Origin of the sequence: Brevundimonas sp. (genome assembly GCF_013912005.1) — a bacterium.
Taxonomy (GTDB): Bacteria; Pseudomonadota; Alphaproteobacteria; order Caulobacterales; family Caulobacteraceae; genus Brevundimonas.
In genome coordinates, this window is record NZ_JACESB010000010.1 from 58,086 (window position 1) to 74,373 (window position 16,288).

12 protein-coding genes are annotated in these 16,288 nt (G+C 72.1%); 8 read left to right on the forward strand and 4 right to left on the reverse strand.

The window, feature by feature from the left end:
* Nucleotides 1-19: 19 nt before the first annotated feature.
* The 4 genes from H2038_RS08840 to H2038_RS08855 form a co-directional block, all read right to left on the reverse strand.
* Complete coding sequence (locus tag H2038_RS08840) at nucleotides 20-1,009, reverse strand: aldo/keto reductase (RefSeq protein WP_292111815.1); 990 nt, start codon at nucleotides 1,007-1,009, stop codon at nucleotides 20-22.
* A gap of 77 nt (nucleotides 1,010-1,086) precedes the next feature.
* Nucleotides 1,087-2,079, reverse strand: a complete 993-nt coding sequence (locus tag H2038_RS08845; RefSeq protein ID WP_292111818.1) for a DUF2272 domain-containing protein — start codon at nucleotides 2,077-2,079, stop codon at nucleotides 1,087-1,089.
* Complete coding sequence (locus H2038_RS08850) at nucleotides 2,064-3,875, reverse strand: aminopeptidase P family protein (protein ID WP_292111821.1); 1,812 nt, start codon at nucleotides 3,873-3,875, stop codon at nucleotides 2,064-2,066. The genes H2038_RS08845 and H2038_RS08850 overlap by 16 nt, the downstream gene beginning before the upstream one ends.
* 64 nt (nucleotides 3,876-3,939) lie before the next feature.
* Complete coding sequence (locus H2038_RS08855; protein ID WP_292111823.1) at nucleotides 3,940-5,415, reverse strand: leucyl aminopeptidase; 1,476 nt, start codon at nucleotides 5,413-5,415, stop codon at nucleotides 3,940-3,942.
* Between the two features lie 136 nt (nucleotides 5,416-5,551).
* On the opposite strand from H2038_RS08855, the gene H2038_RS08860 reads away from it, so the two are divergent.
* The 8 genes from H2038_RS08860 (at nucleotide 5,552) to H2038_RS08895 (ending at nucleotide 16,160) form a co-directional block, all read left to right on the forward strand.
* A complete protein-coding gene (locus H2038_RS08860; protein ID WP_292111826.1) occupies nucleotides 5,552-6,685 on the forward strand; it encodes an LptF/LptG family permease in 1,134 nt (377 codons plus the stop codon).
* On the forward strand, nucleotides 6,682-7,812 hold the full coding sequence (lptG, locus tag H2038_RS08865) for an LPS export ABC transporter permease LptG (RefSeq protein ID WP_292111829.1): 1,131 nt from the start codon (nucleotides 6,682-6,684) through the stop codon (nucleotides 7,810-7,812). The genes H2038_RS08860 and lptG overlap by 4 nt, the downstream gene beginning before the upstream one ends.
* Nucleotides 7,813-7,849: 37 nt before the next feature.
* Nucleotides 7,850-10,294 carry an LPS assembly protein LptD gene (gene lptD / locus H2038_RS08870; RefSeq protein WP_292111832.1) on the forward strand — a complete coding sequence of 815 codons (2,445 nt, stop codon included), beginning with the start codon at nucleotides 7,850-7,852 and terminating at the stop codon, nucleotides 10,292-10,294.
* Between the two features lie 264 nt (nucleotides 10,295-10,558).
* Entirely contained in the window at nucleotides 10,559-11,740 is a 1,182-nt protein-coding gene (locus H2038_RS08875) for a peptidylprolyl isomerase (protein WP_292111834.1), read from the forward strand.
* A complete protein-coding gene (gene pdxA / locus H2038_RS08880; RefSeq protein WP_292111836.1) occupies nucleotides 11,740-12,771 on the forward strand; it encodes a 4-hydroxythreonine-4-phosphate dehydrogenase PdxA in 1,032 nt (343 codons plus the stop codon). Before H2038_RS08875 ends, pdxA begins: the two co-directional genes overlap by 1 nt.
* Entirely contained in the window at nucleotides 12,768-13,577 is an 810-nt protein-coding gene (gene rsmA, locus H2038_RS08885; protein WP_292111839.1) for a 16S rRNA (adenine(1518)-N(6)/adenine(1519)-N(6))-dimethyltransferase RsmA, read from the forward strand. Before pdxA ends, rsmA begins: the two co-directional genes overlap by 4 nt.
* Nucleotides 13,578-13,658: 81 nt before the next feature.
* Nucleotides 13,659-14,042: a DUF2946 family protein gene (locus H2038_RS08890; protein ID WP_292111841.1), complete on the forward strand. Its 384-nt coding sequence runs from the start codon at nucleotides 13,659-13,661 to the stop codon at nucleotides 14,040-14,042.
* Between the two features lie 48 nt (nucleotides 14,043-14,090).
* Nucleotides 14,091-16,160, forward strand: a complete 2,070-nt coding sequence (locus H2038_RS08895; RefSeq protein WP_292111843.1) for a TonB-dependent receptor — start codon at nucleotides 14,091-14,093, stop codon at nucleotides 16,158-16,160.
* Nucleotides 16,161-16,288 lie beyond the last annotated feature (128 nt).

Genomic DNA, 16,288 nt, shown 5'->3' on the forward strand with positions numbered 1-16,288 from the left:
GTTAAATCGCCGTAAGGCGTCAGCGGTTCAGGGCCGCCCGCGCCGCCTCGGCGTAGCGGTGGCCCGACGCGGCCCCCTTGGGGAAGACGGCGTCGATCCGCGCCAGATCGTCCGGCGTCAGCTCGACCTCCGTCGCGGCCACATTCTCCTCCAGGGTCTGCACGCGGCGCGTGCCGGGGATCGGGACCAGATGCTCCCCCTGCGCCAGCACCCAGGCCAGCGCCAGCTGGGCGGCGGTGATGCCCTTCTCCGCAGCGATCGCCTTCACCGCCTCCACGAGCTCGAGGTTCTTGCGGAAGTTCTCGCCGGAGAAGCGCGGATTGGAGCGCCGGAAGTCGTCGGGCGCGAGGTCGTCGATGGACCGGATGGCGCCGGACAGGAAGCCCCGGCCGAGCGGGCTGTAGGGCACGAAGCCGACGCCCAGCGCCTCGCAGAGGTCCAGCAGGCCGTCCTCGGGATTCCGGCTCCACAGGGAGTATTCAGTCTGGAGGGCCGTGATCGGATGGGTGGCGTGCCCGCGCCGCAGGGTGTCGGGCGCCGCCTCGGACAGGCCGAGGAAGCGGACCTTGCCCTCCGTCACCAGCTCGGCCATCGCGCCGACGGTCTCCTCGATCGGCGTGTTCGGGTCGACGCGGTGCAGGTAGTAGAGGTCGACGTGGTCCATCCCCAGCCGCTTCAGGCTGCCTTCGATGGCCCGGCGGACGTTGGCGGGGGATCCGTCGACGGTGAGCTGCGTCCGGTCGGCGTTGTAGCCGATGCCGAACTTGGTGGCGACGAAGGCCCGGTCCCGCCGGCCCGCCAGCGCCTTGCCCAGCTGGATTTCGTTGGTGTGCGGCCCGTACATCTCGGCCGTGTCGAACAGGGTGACGCCGAGGTCGAGCGCCCGGTGGATCACCGCCGTCGCCTGCGCCTCGTCCGAAGGCTGTCCATAGAAGGCGGCCATGCCCATGCAGCCGAGGCCGATGGCCGAGACCTCGGGACCGGAACGGCCCAGCTTGCGCGTCTTCATCAGCGCTTCTCCTGAAATGTGAGGGGGCGGCGGCGCGTCCGCCGGCCTCCGGGAGATGGGCGCCGTATCGCCTCAATTCAAGGACGCAAGCCCTCGTGCAGGACCGGCGATCGGTCCATGGCGTCGGGCCCGACCGGATCGGCGCGCAGCTTCAGGTGGGCGAAGATGGTGCGGGCGCCGGCGATGTCGGCCTCCGCCACGGGCCGCGGATGCGCCGTCCCCTCCCGGGTCAGGGGCAGGATGGTCAGGCTGACCCCCTGCATCACATTGCCGCCGATGACGTTGATCCGGTCGTCCGCCACCCGCACGACGATGTCGCAGTGGGCGGGGGCGTAGTCGCCCAGGTCGGGCCGGCGGTCCGCCAGGCGGCGATAGTCGACGCCGCCGCGGCTGTTGCACAGCAGGTCGCCGGGCTCGAGCGGCTGCTCGCCCGCGTCCCAGGCCTCGTAGGCCGCGCCCGGGGCGGCGCCGTCGCGGGCGCGGATCGCCTGGTCGATGTAGACCCGATGCGAGATGTCGCGCGCGAACTGCTCCGGGGCCCCGAGGCCGGCCTCGCACATCACCCAGCTGACGAAGGCCGCCGACCAGGGCTGCACCCAGTCCACCGGCCCGTCGGAGCCGCCGCGCCACTGGCGGTTCTGGCGCGCCACCACGGCCGGGCCGTCCGGCGTGGCGCTCCAGTAGCCGGCGATGGTCGCGTCCGCGTCCGGATCGGTCTCCCAGGTTCCCACCCGCAGCAGATGGCGGACGTTGCGAGGGGTCGGCCGCACCGGATTGGCGGCGTCGGCGACCACCCCGTCCGGCAGGCGGCGCCTCTCCACCGGCCGGGCGTCGATGGTCTGGAAGCCCAGGGCCGCCCACTCCTGCACGGCCAGATCCACGATCCGCCGCCGCACCTGCCGCGTCGGCTCGATGCGGCACTGCCGCTGCACCACCCGCATGCGCCCGCGCTCGCCCGCCACCCGCCAGGGCGGCGGCGTGAACTCGAACGCCGCCTCCGGCTCCGCCGGCCGGGCGGCCGCCGGAGTCGCCAGCGCCGCCGCCAGCAGGAGGGCTAGAGCGGCGCGCAAACCCGCTCCAGCCATGCGCGCACCTCGTCGTCCAGCAGCGGCCCGACCTTCGCCAGCGTCTCCGCGTGGTAGGCGTCGACGTAGGCCCGCTCGCCCGGCGTCAGGAGATCGACGTCGATCAGCCGACGGTCGAGGGGGGCGAGGGTCAGTTGCTCGAAGCCGTGCATCGGGCGCTCGCCGCCCGGAACCGGCTCCGGGGGCGTCACCACCTGCAACGTCTCGATGCGGATGCCCCAGTGGCCCTCGCGGTAGTAGCCGGGCTCGTTGGACAGGATCATGCCGGTCAGCAGCGGCTGGCTGTTGACCGCCTTGGCGATCCGCTGCGGCCCCTCGTGCACCCCGAGGTAGCTGCCGACCCCGTGCCCGGTGCCGTGGTCGTAGTCGAAGCCCTGCATCCACATGGGCAGACGCGCCAGGGCGTCGAGCTGGTGGCCGGTCGTGCCGGCCGGGAAGCGCACCGTCGCCATGGCGATGTGCCCCTTGAGCACGAGGGTGAACATCCGGCGCTGGTCGGCCGAGGGCTCGCCCACGGCCATGGTGCGGGTGACGTCGGTGGTGCCGTCCAGATACTGGCCGCCGCCGTCGACGAGCAGCAGCGAGCCTTTCTCGATGCGGCGGATGGTGCGGGTCACCGGCTTGTAGTGCGGCAGGGCGCCGTTGGGTCCGGCGCCGGCGATGGTGTCGAAGGACAGGTCCTTGAGGGCGCCCGTCTCCTCCCGGAACCGCTCAAGGGTTTCGGCGATCTCCCGCTCGTCCGGCAGGGTTTCCTGCGCCGTCGTGTCCACCCAGTGCAGGAAACGGCTCAGCGCCGCGCCGTCGCGGATGTGCGCCTGTCGCGCGCCCTCGATCTCGACCGGGTTCTTGCACGCCCGCGGCAGGGTGCAGGGATCCATCCCGCGCACCACGTCCGCGCCCGCGTCCTCGAGGCGGTCGAAATACCAGGCCGAGGACTGGGCGGGGTCGACCAGCACCCTCCGCCCCTTCAGATCGCCAAGCGCGCCCTCCAGCGCCTCCGGCGCCTCCAGCGAAACGGCGTCGCCGAGCCAGCCCGGCAGCTCGTTCGTCACCTTGCGCGGATCGAGGAACAGGCGGGCGGAGCCGTCCGCCTCCACCACCGCCTGCGCCAGCGGAAGCGGGGTGCGGATGACGTCGCCGCCGCGAATGTTGAACAGCCAGGCGATCGAGGACGGCGCGGTCAGCACGGCGGCGTCCGCGCCCTTGTCGGCGATCGACCGGCCGATGCGCGCCCGTTTGTCGGCGCTCGACTCGCCGCTGTAGCGGTCCTCGTGCGGAACCACCGGCGCGGCGGGCTGGGCGGGACGCTCGTCGCCCCAGGCGAGATCGACCGGGTTGGTCTCCACCGGCCGGAGGGCGGCTCCCGCCTTCGCGACCGCGCGCCGCAGGGCCGTCAGCGAATCCGGGCTGTGGAGGCGGGGGTCGTAGCCGATCACGGCCCCGGCGGGGACGGTCTCGAGCCAGCGCGCCAGCCCTTCGTCCTCAAGACCGTGGATCTCGAACTGCGCCGGATCCACCTGGGCGCGCACCTGCACCGTGTAGCGGCCGTCGGCGAACACCGCCGCCCGGTCCGTCAGGACCACGCCGGCCCCGGCCGAACCGGTGAAGCCTGTCACCCAAGCGAGCCGGTCGTTGGCCGCCGGGAGGTACTCGTTCTGGTGTTCGTCCTCGTGGGGCACGAGCAGGCCGTCGAGGCCCTGCTCGGCCATCTTCGCCCGCACGCGCGGCAGGTGCCTGGCCCCGAAGGACGGATCGGTGACTTCGTCGAATGTCTGGCGCATGGCCGAGCCATAGCACCGGGACCACGAAAAAGGGGAGAGGCGACCGCCCCTCCCCTCGTGTTCGTCAGGCCTCGTACCGGTCCGCGACCATGCGATCGAGGGTCCGCACGCCCCAGCCCACGGCCCCGTCCGGCACGGTCGGGTTGCGGCTGTCCTTGACCCAGGCGGTCGGCGCGATGTCGATGTGCGCCCACGGCAGGCCGTTGGTGAAGCGCTGCAGGAACAGGGCGGCGGTGATCGAACCGCCGGCGCGGCCGTTGCCGGTGTTCTTCACGTCGGCGATCGGGCTGTCGATGTGACGCTCGTAAGCGGCCGGGATCGGCATGCGCCAGACGTTCTCGCCCACCTTCGGCGCCGCCTCGAGGATGGCGCCCGCCACCTCGTCCGAGTTCGAGAAGACGCCGGCGTACTCCAGCCCCAGGGAGACGATCATGGCCCCGGTCAGGGTCGCCAGGTCGATCATGAACTTCGGCTTGAAGCGCTCCTGGGTGTACCAGAGGCAGTCGGCCAGCACGAGCCGGCCCTCGGCGTCCGTATTGAGCACCTCGACCGACTGGCCGGACAGGGACATGACCACGTCGCCGGGCCGCTGAGCCTTGCCGTCGGGCATGTTCTCGACGAGGCCGAGCACGCCGATGGCGTTGACCTTCGCCTTGCGGCCGGCGAGCGCATGCATGACGCCGGCCACGGCGGCGGCGCCGCCCATGTCCCACTTCATCTCCTCCATGCCGTCGGCCGGCTTGATGGAGATGCCGCCGGTGTCGAAGCAGACGCCCTTGCCGACGAAGGCGATCGGCTGGTCGCCGGCCTTGCCGCCGTTCCACTTCATGATCGCGACCTGGCTCTCGCGCTCGCTGCCCTGGCCGACGGCCAGCAGGGTGCGGAAGCCCAGCTTCTCCAGCTCCGCTTCGCCCAGCACCTCGACCTCGAGGCCGAGGCGCTCGAGTTCCTTGACCCGGCGGGCGAACTCGGCCGGGTAGAGGACGTTGGCCGGCTCGGCGACGAGGTCGCGGGCGAACTCGACGGCCTCCGCCACCGCCGAGAAGGTCTCCCAGGCGGCGCGGGCGGCGTCCACATCGGCGGCGACCACGCGGATCGTCTCGATCGAGGGCGTCTTCTCCGGCTTCAGGGTCGTGCGGTACTTGAGGAAGCGGTAGCTCGCCAGCCGGGCGGCGAAGGCGGCGCGGGCGGCCTGGTCCGCCGACAGGTGCGAGGCGTCCAGCGTCAGGGACTTCGCCCCGGAAAGCTTGACCGCCTGGTAGGCCGCGCCCGCGGCCGCCTCGAGCGCGAGATCGTCGAACTTGTCCGCCTCGCCCGCGCCGCTCAGCACGATCGTCTGCGCCTCGACCCCTGCGGGCGCGGCCACGATCAGGGTGCTGTTGACGCCGCCGGTGAAGCGGCTGGCGTTCATCGCCCGGCCCAAGGCCCCGGAGGTCGCCTCTTCCAGCCGGACGCCCGCCCCGGCGAGCGCGCGGCCCTCGTGAACCAGAACGGCGAGGACTTCCGCAGCGCCTGCGTCGGCAACGAACTCGATCTTCATCTACTACTGCTCCCGCCGGGATGACGGTCCCGGTCTTGTGCGAAGGGGATGGCCGCGTGGTTTCACCGGCGCAGCGCCGTGTGTATTAGATGCGCTCCCGCACCGCCACCTGCAACCGGGCGATTTCCTTCCGCGCATGACGCTGATTCAAGGCTATCTGTTTCGCGAAATCGCGCGTCCCGTCGTGGCCGCGTGCGCCGCGCTGGCCGGGATCGGCATCCTCAGCCAGAGCCTCGACCAGCTCGAGGTGATCGTCGAGCGCGGCCAGAGCGTGTGGGTCATGGTCAAGCTGACCCTGCTGGCGGTTCCCCAGCTGCTGGCGGTGATCGTGCCGATCGGCCTGTTCGTCGGCGCCCTCGTCGCCCTCACCCGTCTGCAGCGCGAGCAGGAGCTGACCGCGGTGTTCGCCTCCGGGGTGACGCGGTGGGCCGCGATCAAGCCGGCGGTGACCATCGCCGTCATCGCGGCGGTCCTGACCCTGGTCATCACCACCGTCCTGCAGCCGTGGGCGCAGCGACAGGCCCGGGCCGAGGCCTTCGCCGTCCGCACCGATCTGGCCGCCCTGCTCGTGGAGGAGGGCCGCTTCGTCCAGGGCCCGGAAGGCCTCACGGTCTACGTCCAGCAGATCGAGCAGAACGGCCTGCTGAAGAACATCTTCATCTACCAGACCGACGGCGACCGGGTGACGACCTGGGATGCGGCGCAGGCCCGCTTCTCGCGCATCGACGGCGAGCCGGTGCTGACCCTGATCGACGGCTCCTGGCAGCGCTATTCCAGCCGCGGCGTCCTCGAGTACCTCTCCTTCGGGCGGCAGGATGTTCCTCTCGGCCCCTATGCGGAGGTGACGGAGGACGTCCGCTACAAGCCGTCGGATCTCTACCTCCCGCAGTTGTTCAACCCGTCGCCGCGGGATCTCGACAGGGTCGGCGCCGCCGGGGAGCTCGCGGCCGAGGGCCATTCGCGCCTGTCCGCGCCCCTGTACGCCCTGATGGCCATGGCCATGGCGCTCGCGGCCATCATCGGCGGAGCTTTCAGCCGGACCGGCTACGGCTTCCGCATCGCCCGCGCGGCCGCGGCCTTCCTCATCGTCCGCATCGTCGGCTACGGCGTGGTCGCCGCCAGCGCCTGGAACGGCTGGCTCAACATCTTCCAGTACCTGCTGCCCATCGCCGCCGCGGCGATCGCCATGCGTCTGCTGTTCCGGGCGCTGAAGCCGCGCACGCGGCGCGGGTGGGGTCCGTGGCGGCGCGTCCGGGAGCGGTTCGCATGAGCGCCCGCACCTCCCTCCCCGCCCGCTGGGCCCGCCTGGGTCGCATCGAGCGCTACGTCCTCCTCCAGCAGGGGCGGTCGCTCGCGGTCGCGCTGGGCGTCATCGCCGCCCTGATCATGCTGATCGACTTCGTCGAGATCTCGCGGGGCATCGGCTCGGACGTCGACCTGTCCGCCGCGCGCACGCTCGGCCTGATGCTGCTCAAGTCGCCCCAGGTCATCATCCAGCTGCTGCCGTTCGTCTTCCTGTTCGGCACCCTCGCCGCCTTCGTCGGACTGAACCGGCGCAGCGAGCTGATCGCCATGCGGGCGGCGGGAGTCTCCGCCTGGCGCTTCGTGCTGCCCGCCGCCGGCGCCGCCTTCCTGTTCGGGATGCTGACAGTGACCGTGCTGGGACCGGCGGCCTCCGCGGCGGACGGCCTGTTCCAGCGCGAACGCACCCGCCTCTCCGCAGCCGGAGCCGGTTCCGAGGCGCCGGCCGCGGTCTGGATCCGCGAGGGCGACGACACCCGGCAGATGATCATCCGCGCCGAGCGCCAGGACCGCGCCTCCGCCCGGCTGCTCGACGTCAGCTTCTTCATCTACAGCAATGACCCGGCCGGCGCCCGCACCTTCTCGGAACGGATCGATGCGGCCTCCGCCTCGCTGAGCGCCGGCCGCTGGAGGCTGGTGGACGCGGTCGGCGCCCAGATCGGCCAGCGCGCGGTGCGTTACGCGACCCTCGACCTTCCCTCCAGCCTCGCCGACGAGGAGGCTTTCGAACGGTTCGCGCGCCCGCAGTCGACCTCGTTCTGGGGCCTGCCGGCGCAGATCGCGCGGGTGGAGGACGCCGGCTTCTCGACCACCGCCTACCGGCTCCGGCTCCAGCAGTTGCTGTCGACGCCGCTGATGTACGCGGCCATGTCGATCCTCGCCGCGGCCTTCTCGCTGCGCCTGATGCGGCTGGGCGACCTGGCGCGGATGAGCATCGCCGCCGTCGTGCTCGGCTTCGCCTTCTTCTTCGTCAACCAGGCCGCCTCGGCGTTCGGGTCCGCCGAGGTCATTCCGCCGTGGCTGGCCGCCTGGCTGCCGCCGCTGTTGACGGCGCTCGCCGCCTTCACCTTGCTGTTCTATACCGAGGACGGCTAAGCGAACCGTCCCCGTCCCGCCGTCCCGAGTCGATTGCATGAAGCGTGAGCGCCACGCGTCCGTCACGGCAGCCCTGCGCCTCCGCCTTCTGGCCGGGGCGGCGACGCTGGCGCTTTCGGCCCAGGCGGCGCAGGCCCAGCAGACGGGCGCCCCCGCCTCCCCGCCCCCGCAACCGCAGCCGGCGGCGGCGGACGGCCTGCGCGGGGACGCAGTCTACATCGAGGCGAACACCGCCGGGCGGGACGGCGACGTGATCATCGCCACCGGCGACGAGCAGCGGGTGCTCGCCCGCTTCCGCAACAGCACGCTCCGGGCCGGTCGCGTCACCTATGACACCCGCCTCGGCCTCGCCACGGCCGACGATCGCGTCGAGTTCTCCGATCCGGAGGGCAACGTCGTCTTCGCCAGCCATCTGGAGCTCGACTCCGACCTGAAGGCCGGGGTGGCGGTCGACTTCGCCACCCGCTTCCGCAACGGAGCCAGCCTGATGGCGGCGACCGCGGTGCGCCGCAGCGAAAACGTCAACGAGCTCAACTACGCCCTCTTCACCCCCTGCCCGATCTGCGACGCCGACGGAGAGCCGAAGCAGCCGAGCATCGCCATCCAGGCGGAAAAGGTGGTCCAGGACGAGGCGCTGCGCGCCGTCCTGTACCGCAACGCGGTGTTCCGGGTCGGGGGCGTGCCGGTCTTCTACCTGCCGGCGTTCGCCCACCCGGATCCCACCGTCGAGCGGGCGTCCGGTTTCCTCGTGCCGCGCCCCAGCTATGACGAGGGCCGCGGCTTCAGCCTCGAGGTTCCCTACCTCCAGGTGATCTCCCCCTCGGAAGACTGGCTGATCAGCCCCCAGCTGAACACCGACGTGGCGCCGCTGCTGAACCTGCAGTGGAGACGCCGCTTCTCCGAAGGCACGGTCGTGCTGCGCGGCGGCTACACCTATGAACGCAACTTCGGCGACTTCGACCTGGACGGCGACGGCGACGCCGAGAGCAACGTCCGCTTCGGCGAGCGCACGAGCCGCAGCTATTTCCTCGGCCACGGCCGCTTCGACCCCGCCGGGCCGTGGCGCTGGGGCTTCACGGCGGAGCAGACGTCGGACAAGACCCTGTTCGACCGCTACGACGTGCGCGATCCGTACCAGGACAACGGCCTGTACTACGGCGACCAGCGGCGGCTGATCAGCCAGCTGTACGTCGAGCGCCAGACCGCCCGGTCCTACCTCTCGGTCGCCGCCTTCCACATCCAGAGCCTGCGCCTGGATCCCCGGTTCGCCGCGACGGATTTCCGCGACGCCGAAGGCTTCAAGGTCTTCGAGAACGAGGGCGCCCTGCCGCTGGTCGCGCCGCTGATCGAGGCGCGCTGGGAGCCGGACCGGCCGGTCTTCGGCGGCAGGCTGCGCCTGCGGGGTTCGGCGGCCTCCCTGTACCGGCAGGATTTCACCGGCAGCCCGGTGCTCCGCCCGGAAATCATCCCCGCCGGCCCGACGGCCGGCCTGCCGGGCGTCGACAGCCGGCGCATCTCCGGCCAGGCCGAATGGCGGCGGACGCTGATTTCGGCCGCCGGCCTGCGCTGGGAGCCGTTCGTCGACGTCCGCGCCGACCTCTATGCGATCGAGGATCTGCCGCCGGCCCTGGGACTGGAGGACGAGGCGTTCAGCCGGGGCCGCGGCACCGCCGGCCTCGACGTGTCCTGGCCCCTCATCCGTCGGATGGGCCCGGGAGCCGACCTGGTCCTCGAACCGATGGCCCAGCTGTCGCTCTCGACCGACCCCGACCTCGATCCCCGGATTCCGAACGAGGACAGCCAGGGCCTCGAACTGGACGAGAGCGCCCTGTTCCGCACCGACCGCTTCCCCGGCTACGACCTGCTTGAGGGGGGGCTGCGGTTCACCGCCGGGACGCGCGCCACCCTGCGCTGGGGCCAGGGGCGCCAGGCCACCGTCTTCGTCGGGCGCAGCTTCCGCGGCGATGACCAACCGGCCTTCCTCACCGCCGCCCCGGACGATCCCGCCCGGCTCTACGATCCGACGGGCCTCGCCGACAGCGCCTCCGACTGGGTGGTGCAGGGCAGCTTCTCGCCGTCGGACCGGATTCGCGGCTGGGGACACGCGACCGTCGACTCCTCGGGCGACATCCGCCGGGCCGAGGCGGCGGTTGACGGCCGCTGGGGCCGGCGCAACCTCGGGACGCTCAGCTACATCGTGGACCGCACCAATCCCGTGCCGGGGCCGGAGAATCGCAACTACGAATTCGTGCAGCTCTCCGGCCAGCAGTTCGTCGTCGGGAACTGGGGCGTCGCCGCCTCGGGCATCGCCGACCTCGAGCGGGACATCGTCATCCGCTCGGAAGTGGGGCTTCTGTTCGACGACGACTGCTTCCGCTTCGAGCTGGGCTGGCGGCGGGACAACACGCGGGTCCGGCCCAGCGGCCCCTCCGAGGGGGTCTACATACGCCTAAACCTCGCCACTTTCGGCGGTACAGGGTAAGGACGGGGGCGAAGGGCGCCCGGCGTCGTGCGACTCGGGCGCGCGGGGCTGTGCGAGCCGGAAGAACCGGCAGGCGCCGCTTGAGGAATCAGGACTGACATGCGTTTTCAGCGTTACTTGACGGGCGTGGCCATCGCCGCCCTCCTGGCCGGAACGGCTGTCGCGCAGACGGCCCCCGGACAGCAGCCCGCCGCAGCCGGAACGTTGAACCCGGCTGGAGCCCCGGTGCGCCCCGCTGACGCCGCGCCCGCACCGGAATTCCAGATGGCCGACGGCATCCTCGCCTCGGTGAACGACAGCGTGATCACCGGCTTCGACCTGCGGCAGCGGATGCTCCTGCTGATCGCCATGACCCAGGTGCAGCCGACGCCGGAGAACCTGCCGGCGATCCAGCAGCAGGCGCTGAACGCGCTGATCGACGAGCGACTGCAGAACCAGGAACTGGCGAAATACGCCGAGGATGGGCTCCGGATCAGTGACCAGGAGGTCGATCAGGAGATCGCCGCCATGGCCCAGGAGGTCGGCGCGACTCCCCAGGCCTATCTCGACTTCCTCGCCCAGGGCGGCATCCGGCCGCAGACGTTCCGCGAGCAGATCCGCACCCAGATCGGCTGGTCGCAGCTGGTGCGAGGCCGCTTCCAGAGCCGCGCCCGGCCGAGCCCGGCCGCCGTCGACGCCGCCCTGCGGCAGATCGGCGAGGCCGCGTCCAAGAAGCAGTATCTGGTCGGCGAGATCTACATCGAGGCCAGCCGTGTCGGCGGCCAGCAGGCGGCGCTGAACGGCGCCAACCAGCTGGTGGCCCAGATGGTCCAGGGCGCTCCGTTCCAGAACGTGGCGCAGCAATTCTCGGCCGCCCCCTCCGCCGCCCGCGGCGGCGACGCCGGGTGGATCGTCGAAGGCACGGTTCAACCCGCCCTGCAGCGGGCGCTCGACCAGCTGGAAGTCGGGCAGCTCTCCCGTCCGATCCCGGTCGAGGGCGGGGTCTACATCATCTACATGCGCGACAAGCGCGACGGCAGCTCCGTCAGCCTGGTGCAGATCAAGCAGGTGATGATCGAACTGCCGGAGGACGCCGGCGAAGCCGCGGTCGCCGCGGCGACCAGCCGGCTCGAGGCGCTCCGCCCGCAGCTGACCTGCGACAACATCCTGACCCGCGCCAGCTCCGAACAGGGCCTGCTCGGCGCCGACCTCGGCGAGGCCGACGTCCAGAACCTGGCTCCCCAGTTCCAGCAGGTCGCGCGTTCGGCCGAGGTCGGGTCGGTCAGCACCCCGGTGCGCACGCCGCTGGGCCTGCACCTGCTGGCCGTCTGCGGCCGCCGGGCGGGCGGAGTCGAAGCCCCTGACCGCCGCCAGGTCGAGGGCCAGCTGTTCGCCCAGAACCTCGCCACGCTCGGCCGCCGTTACATGCGCGACCTGCGCGAGGACGCTCTCATCGAGATGAAGTGATGCCGGGTCCCGCGGCGCCGCTGGCCCTCAGCCTGGGCGAACCGGCGGGCGTCGGGCCGGAGATCGTCGCCGGCGCCTGGGACGTCCTGAAAGGGACCGGGCCGGCCTTCGTGGTGGTCGGCGACGCGGCCCTGCTGCGGAGCCGCGGCGCGCCGGTCGAGGTGGTGCTGGACCCTTCCGGGGCTCCGGCGGCCTTTCCCCGCGCCGTGCCGGTGCTCGACCGTCCCCTGCCCGCGCCGGCGACGCCCGGCTCGCCCGATCCCGCCAACGCCGGCGCGGTCGCGGACTGGATCGAGGAGGCGGTCGCCCTCGCCGTCGGCGGCGGCGCCTCCGGCGTCGTCACCGCCCCCATCGCCAAGGCTCCCCTGTACGCGGCCGGCTTTGGCTTCCCGGGACACACCGAGTTCCTCGCGGAGCTGACCGCCGACCTTCCCTTCGCCGGCGCGCGCGGGCCGGTGATGATGCTGACTGCCCGCGACCTGCGCGTCGCCCTCGTCACCATTCACGAGCCCCTCTCGGCCGTCCCCGGACTGGTGACGGCCGAGCGGGTCAAACGCGTCGCCCGCGTGGTCCACGAGGCCTTGAGGCGCGACTTCGGCCTCGCCTCGCCCCGCCTCGCCCTCGCCGGCCTGAACCCGCACGCGGGCGAGGACGGGGCCATGGGGCGCGAGGAGATCGAGGTGCTGCGTCCCGCGGCCGCCGCCCTGCGCGCGGAGGGGATCTCGATCACCGACCCCCTGCCCGCCGACACCCTGTTCCATGACGACGCGCGGCGGGGCTATGACGCCGCCGTCTGCCTGTATCACGATCAGGCCCTGATCCCGGTCAAGACGCTGGACTTCTGGGGGGGCGTGAACGTCACCCTCGGGCTGCCGGTGATCCGCACCTCGCCGGACCACGGCACGGGGTTCGACATCGCGGGCAAGGGTCTGGCCCGCCCGGACAGCCTGATCGCCGCCGTCCGGCTGGCCGGGGAGATGGCGGCGCAACGGGCCGCTTTCACCCGGCGCCAGCCCCCTGCGCTGTCATGAGCGAGCTCCCCTCCCTCCGCGAATCCCTCGACGCCCACGGCCTGTCCGCGAAGAAGAGCTTCGGACAGCATTTCCTGCTGGACCTCAACGTGACGCGGAAGATCGTCCGCCTGGCCGGACCGTTCGAAGGGCGGGCCGTCCTGGAGGTCGGCCCCGGCCCGGGCGGCCTCACCCGGGCCCTGCTCGAGAGCGACGCGGGCCGGGTCGTGCTGGTCGAGAAGGATCCGCGCTTCATCCCGCTGCTGGCCGAACTGGACGACGGTTCGGGCCGGCTGGCGATCATCGAGGCCGACGCGCTGAAGGTGCGGGAGGCCGAGCTGGTCGAGGGGCCGGCGCACCTCGTCTCCAACCTGCCGTACAACGTCGGCACCGCCCTGCTGATCAAGTGGCTGACCGGGCCGTGGACGCCGCACGCCCTGACCCTGATGTTCCAGAAGGAAGTCGCCGAACGGGTGGTGGCCCGCCCCGGCGAAGACGCCTACGGCCGACTGGCGGTGATCAGCCAGGCGGTGGCGGACGCGCGCATCGTGCTGCATCTCCCGGCCGCCGCCTTCACGCCCCCGCCGAAGGTGGCCTCGGCCGTGGTTCACCTGGTCCCGAGGCTCGATCGCCCCGATCCCGCGACGCTCAAGCGGCTCGAGCGGGTCACCGCCGCGGCCTTTGGCCAGCGCCGCAAGATGCTGCGTTCGAGCCTGAAGCCGCTCGGCGGGGCGGCGTTTTGCGAGGCGGCCGGCATCGATCCCGAGGCCCGGGCCGAGACGGTTGATCTTGCGGGTTTTCTTCGGCTGGCCGCAGCCCTGGCCTGAGGCGCCTTGTCGGACGTCGAACACGACGACGCACGCGGCGGAGCCGTATGCGGGACCGGCGCCGCGCGCTAGAACACGCCCATGACGCGGGGAACCGGCCACGGACGCAGGCTGCGGTCGCCGGCCCTCGTGGCGGCGATCCTCGCGATCCTGCTCGGGGCCCTCGTGCCCTACGCGGCCCGCGCCGCCGCCCCCTGGCTCCAGAACCACCAGACCGCCGCCGTCGAACACCACGGCGCCGCATCGCCTGATCCGGGGCAGCCGCCGGCGCACCATCAGTTCGGCGCCGTCTGCGCCGCCTGTCTGCTGCCGAGCGTCAACGGTCTGCCTCCGGCGCCCCCCGCGGCGGCGCAGGTCCTGCTGCGCGTGTCCTTCCGGACGGCCTGGCCGCCCGTCCGGACGCCGGCGCCGCCGCCGCCGCGGGCGGCGCCCCGACCGCCGTCGACAGCTCCGCCCTTCGCCTGAGTTCGAACCGCCGCAAGGCGCTCCCTTTTTCGATCCCAGGACATCATCATGAAACTTCGCACCTCCGCGGCGCCGTGCGCGCTGCTGCTCGCGGCCGCCTGCGCCGCACCCGCCTTCGCCCAGACCGCCGCCAGCGCGCCGGCGGACGACCCCTCGCTGCTCGAAACGGTCATCGTCACCGGTCGCCGCAACGAGGAGGATCCCCGGGTCGTGGCCGACGCCCGCGACCGCCTCAGCCGCACGCCGGGCGCCGTCGCGGTCGTCTCCGCCGAGAGCTACCGCAACCGCTTCGCCCAAGGCTTCTCCGACACCCTCCGCAACGTGCCGGGGGTTCTGGCCCAGAAGCGCTACGGCGAGGAAAGCCGCCTCTCCATCCGCGGCTCCGGCATCGCCCAGGGCTTCCACCAGCGCGGCGTTCTGTTCGCCCAGGACGGCGTGCCCTTCGCCGACGCCGACGGCTTCTCCGACTTCCAGGGCGTCGACCCGCTCAGCGCCCGCTATGTCGAGGTCTGGAAGGGCTCGAACACCCTCCGCTTCGGCGGGGCCCAGCTGGGCGGGGCGATCAATCTCGTCACGCCGACGGGGCGCACCGCCCTGGCGGAGAACGTCCTCCAGCTGGAAGGCGGCTCATTCGGAACCGTGCGCGCGCACGCGGAACTGGCCCGCGTCGCCGGCGACTGGGACGTCTTCCTCGCCGCCAGCGGCCTCCAGTCCGACGGCTGGCGCCAGCAGAGCGACCAGTCCCAGGGCCGGCTGACACTGAGCATCGGCCGGTCGTTCGGAGAGGATCGCGAGGTCCGGTTGCTCGCCCAGGCCGCTGACATCCAGCAGTCCGTCCCGGGCGCCCTGACCCTGCAGCAGGCGCTGGACACGCCGCGGATGGCGCCGCCGTCCAACATCGCGAACGACAACGCCCGCGACCAGACCCTGAAGCGGATGACGCTCCAGACCCGGTGGCGCTTCGACGGGAGCACCCTGTTCGAGGGGGCTGTCTGGGGGTGGAGCAAGTCCCTGTACCACCCGATCTTCCAGGTGGTGGACCAGGAGAGCGAGACCCGCGGGGCGTTCGGCCGGCTGGACTGGACCGGCGCCCTCGGCGGCCTGCGCGCCGACGCCTTCTACGGTTTCAGCTGGCGCGACGGCGATCTGGACGCGCGGCGCTACGTGAACGTGGGGGGATATCGGGGCGCCCTGACCGCCGACGGTCGGCAGCAGGCGACCGCCCTCGACGTCTTCGCGGAAGGACGGCTGTTCGTGACCGACCGGCTCGCCGTCGTCGGCGGCGGCTCCTGGGGCCGCGCCACCCGCGACTACCAGGACCGCCGCACCCCGGCCAACAACGACTCGATCGCCTACGACTGGTTCTCGCCCCGCGTGGGCCTGCTGTGGGAGGCGCAGGACGGCGCCCAGGTCTTCGCCAACCTGACCCGCTCCGTGGAGCCGCCGACCTACGGCGCGCTGGTGCAGGCTCCGCTGACCGGCTTCGCCCCGGTGCGGGCGCAGAAGGCCTGGACCGCCGAGGCCGGGACCCGCGGCCGCCGCGGCCGCCTCTCCTGGGACCTGACCCTGTGGCGGAGCGAGATCGACGGCGAAATCCTGAACTTCATCGTCGGACCGGACATTCCCGCCGCCACCTTCAACGCCGGGGATACCGTCCACCAGGGGCTGGAGGCGGGCGTCGACTGGCGCCTGCCGGTGGAGGTCGTCGGCGGCTCGCTGCTGCTGCGTCAGACCTGGGCGTGGAGCGACTTCCGCTTCGTCAAGGATCCCCGCTGGGGCGACAACCGGCTCCCGGTGGTTCCCGAGCACGCCTGGCGCGCCGAACTCACCTGGCGGCGGGCGGACGTCTTCCTGACGCCGTCGGTGGAATGGCGCATCAGCGATCCGTGGGTGGACTACGCCAACACCCTGAAGGCGCCGGGCCACACCGTGCTGGGGCTCAACGCCGGCTGGTCCCTGCAGAACGGGGTCACCCTGTTCGCCGACGCCCGCAACCTGACCGACGAAAGGTACATCGGCGAGTTCGCGGCCGTCACCGACGCGCGCACCGCCTCCACCTCGGTGTTCTATCCGGGCGAGGGTCGCTCGCTCTTCGTCGGCGCGCGGCTGTCCTACTGAGGTCTCCGCCACAAGAAAGGGCCGCTTCCGGAAGGAAGCGGCCCCGCATTGTTCAGCCGGTGAGGGCTTCGGTTCAGGCGCAAACCCCCGCCAGAGGGGAGGTCGCGTCCGTCGACCGGGCCGCGTGC

Coding starts and splice junctions, on each gene's coding strand:
- lptG (WP_292111829.1), top strand. CDS start 6,682: ATGAGCGCCCGCACCTCCCTCCCCGCCCGCTGGGCCCGCCTGGGTCGC.
- H2038_RS08875 (WP_292111834.1), top strand. CDS start 10,559: ATGGCCGACGGCATCCTCGCCTCGGTGAACGACAGCGTGATCACCGGC.
- H2038_RS08850 (WP_292111821.1), bottom strand. CDS start 3,875: ATGCGCCAGACATTCGACGAAGTCACCGATCCGTCCTTCGGGGCCAGG.
- H2038_RS08890 (WP_292111841.1), top strand. CDS start 13,659: ATGACGCGGGGAACCGGCCACGGACGCAGGCTGCGGTCGCCGGCCCTC.
- H2038_RS08840 (WP_292111815.1), bottom strand. CDS start 1,009: ATGAAGACGCGCAAGCTGGGCCGTTCCGGTCCCGAGGTCTCGGCCATC.
- H2038_RS08860 (WP_292111826.1), top strand. CDS start 5,552: ATGACGCTGATTCAAGGCTATCTGTTTCGCGAAATCGCGCGTCCCGTC.
- H2038_RS08895 (WP_292111843.1), top strand. CDS start 14,091: ATGAAACTTCGCACCTCCGCGGCGCCGTGCGCGCTGCTGCTCGCGGCC.
- lptD (WP_292111832.1), top strand. CDS start 7,850: ATGAAGCGTGAGCGCCACGCGTCCGTCACGGCAGCCCTGCGCCTCCGC.
- rsmA (WP_292111839.1), top strand. CDS start 12,768: ATGAGCGAGCTCCCCTCCCTCCGCGAATCCCTCGACGCCCACGGCCTG.
- pdxA (WP_292111836.1), top strand. CDS start 11,740: ATGCCGGGTCCCGCGGCGCCGCTGGCCCTCAGCCTGGGCGAACCGGCG.
- H2038_RS08855 (WP_292111823.1), bottom strand. CDS start 5,415: ATGAAGATCGAGTTCGTTGCCGACGCAGGCGCTGCGGAAGTCCTCGCC.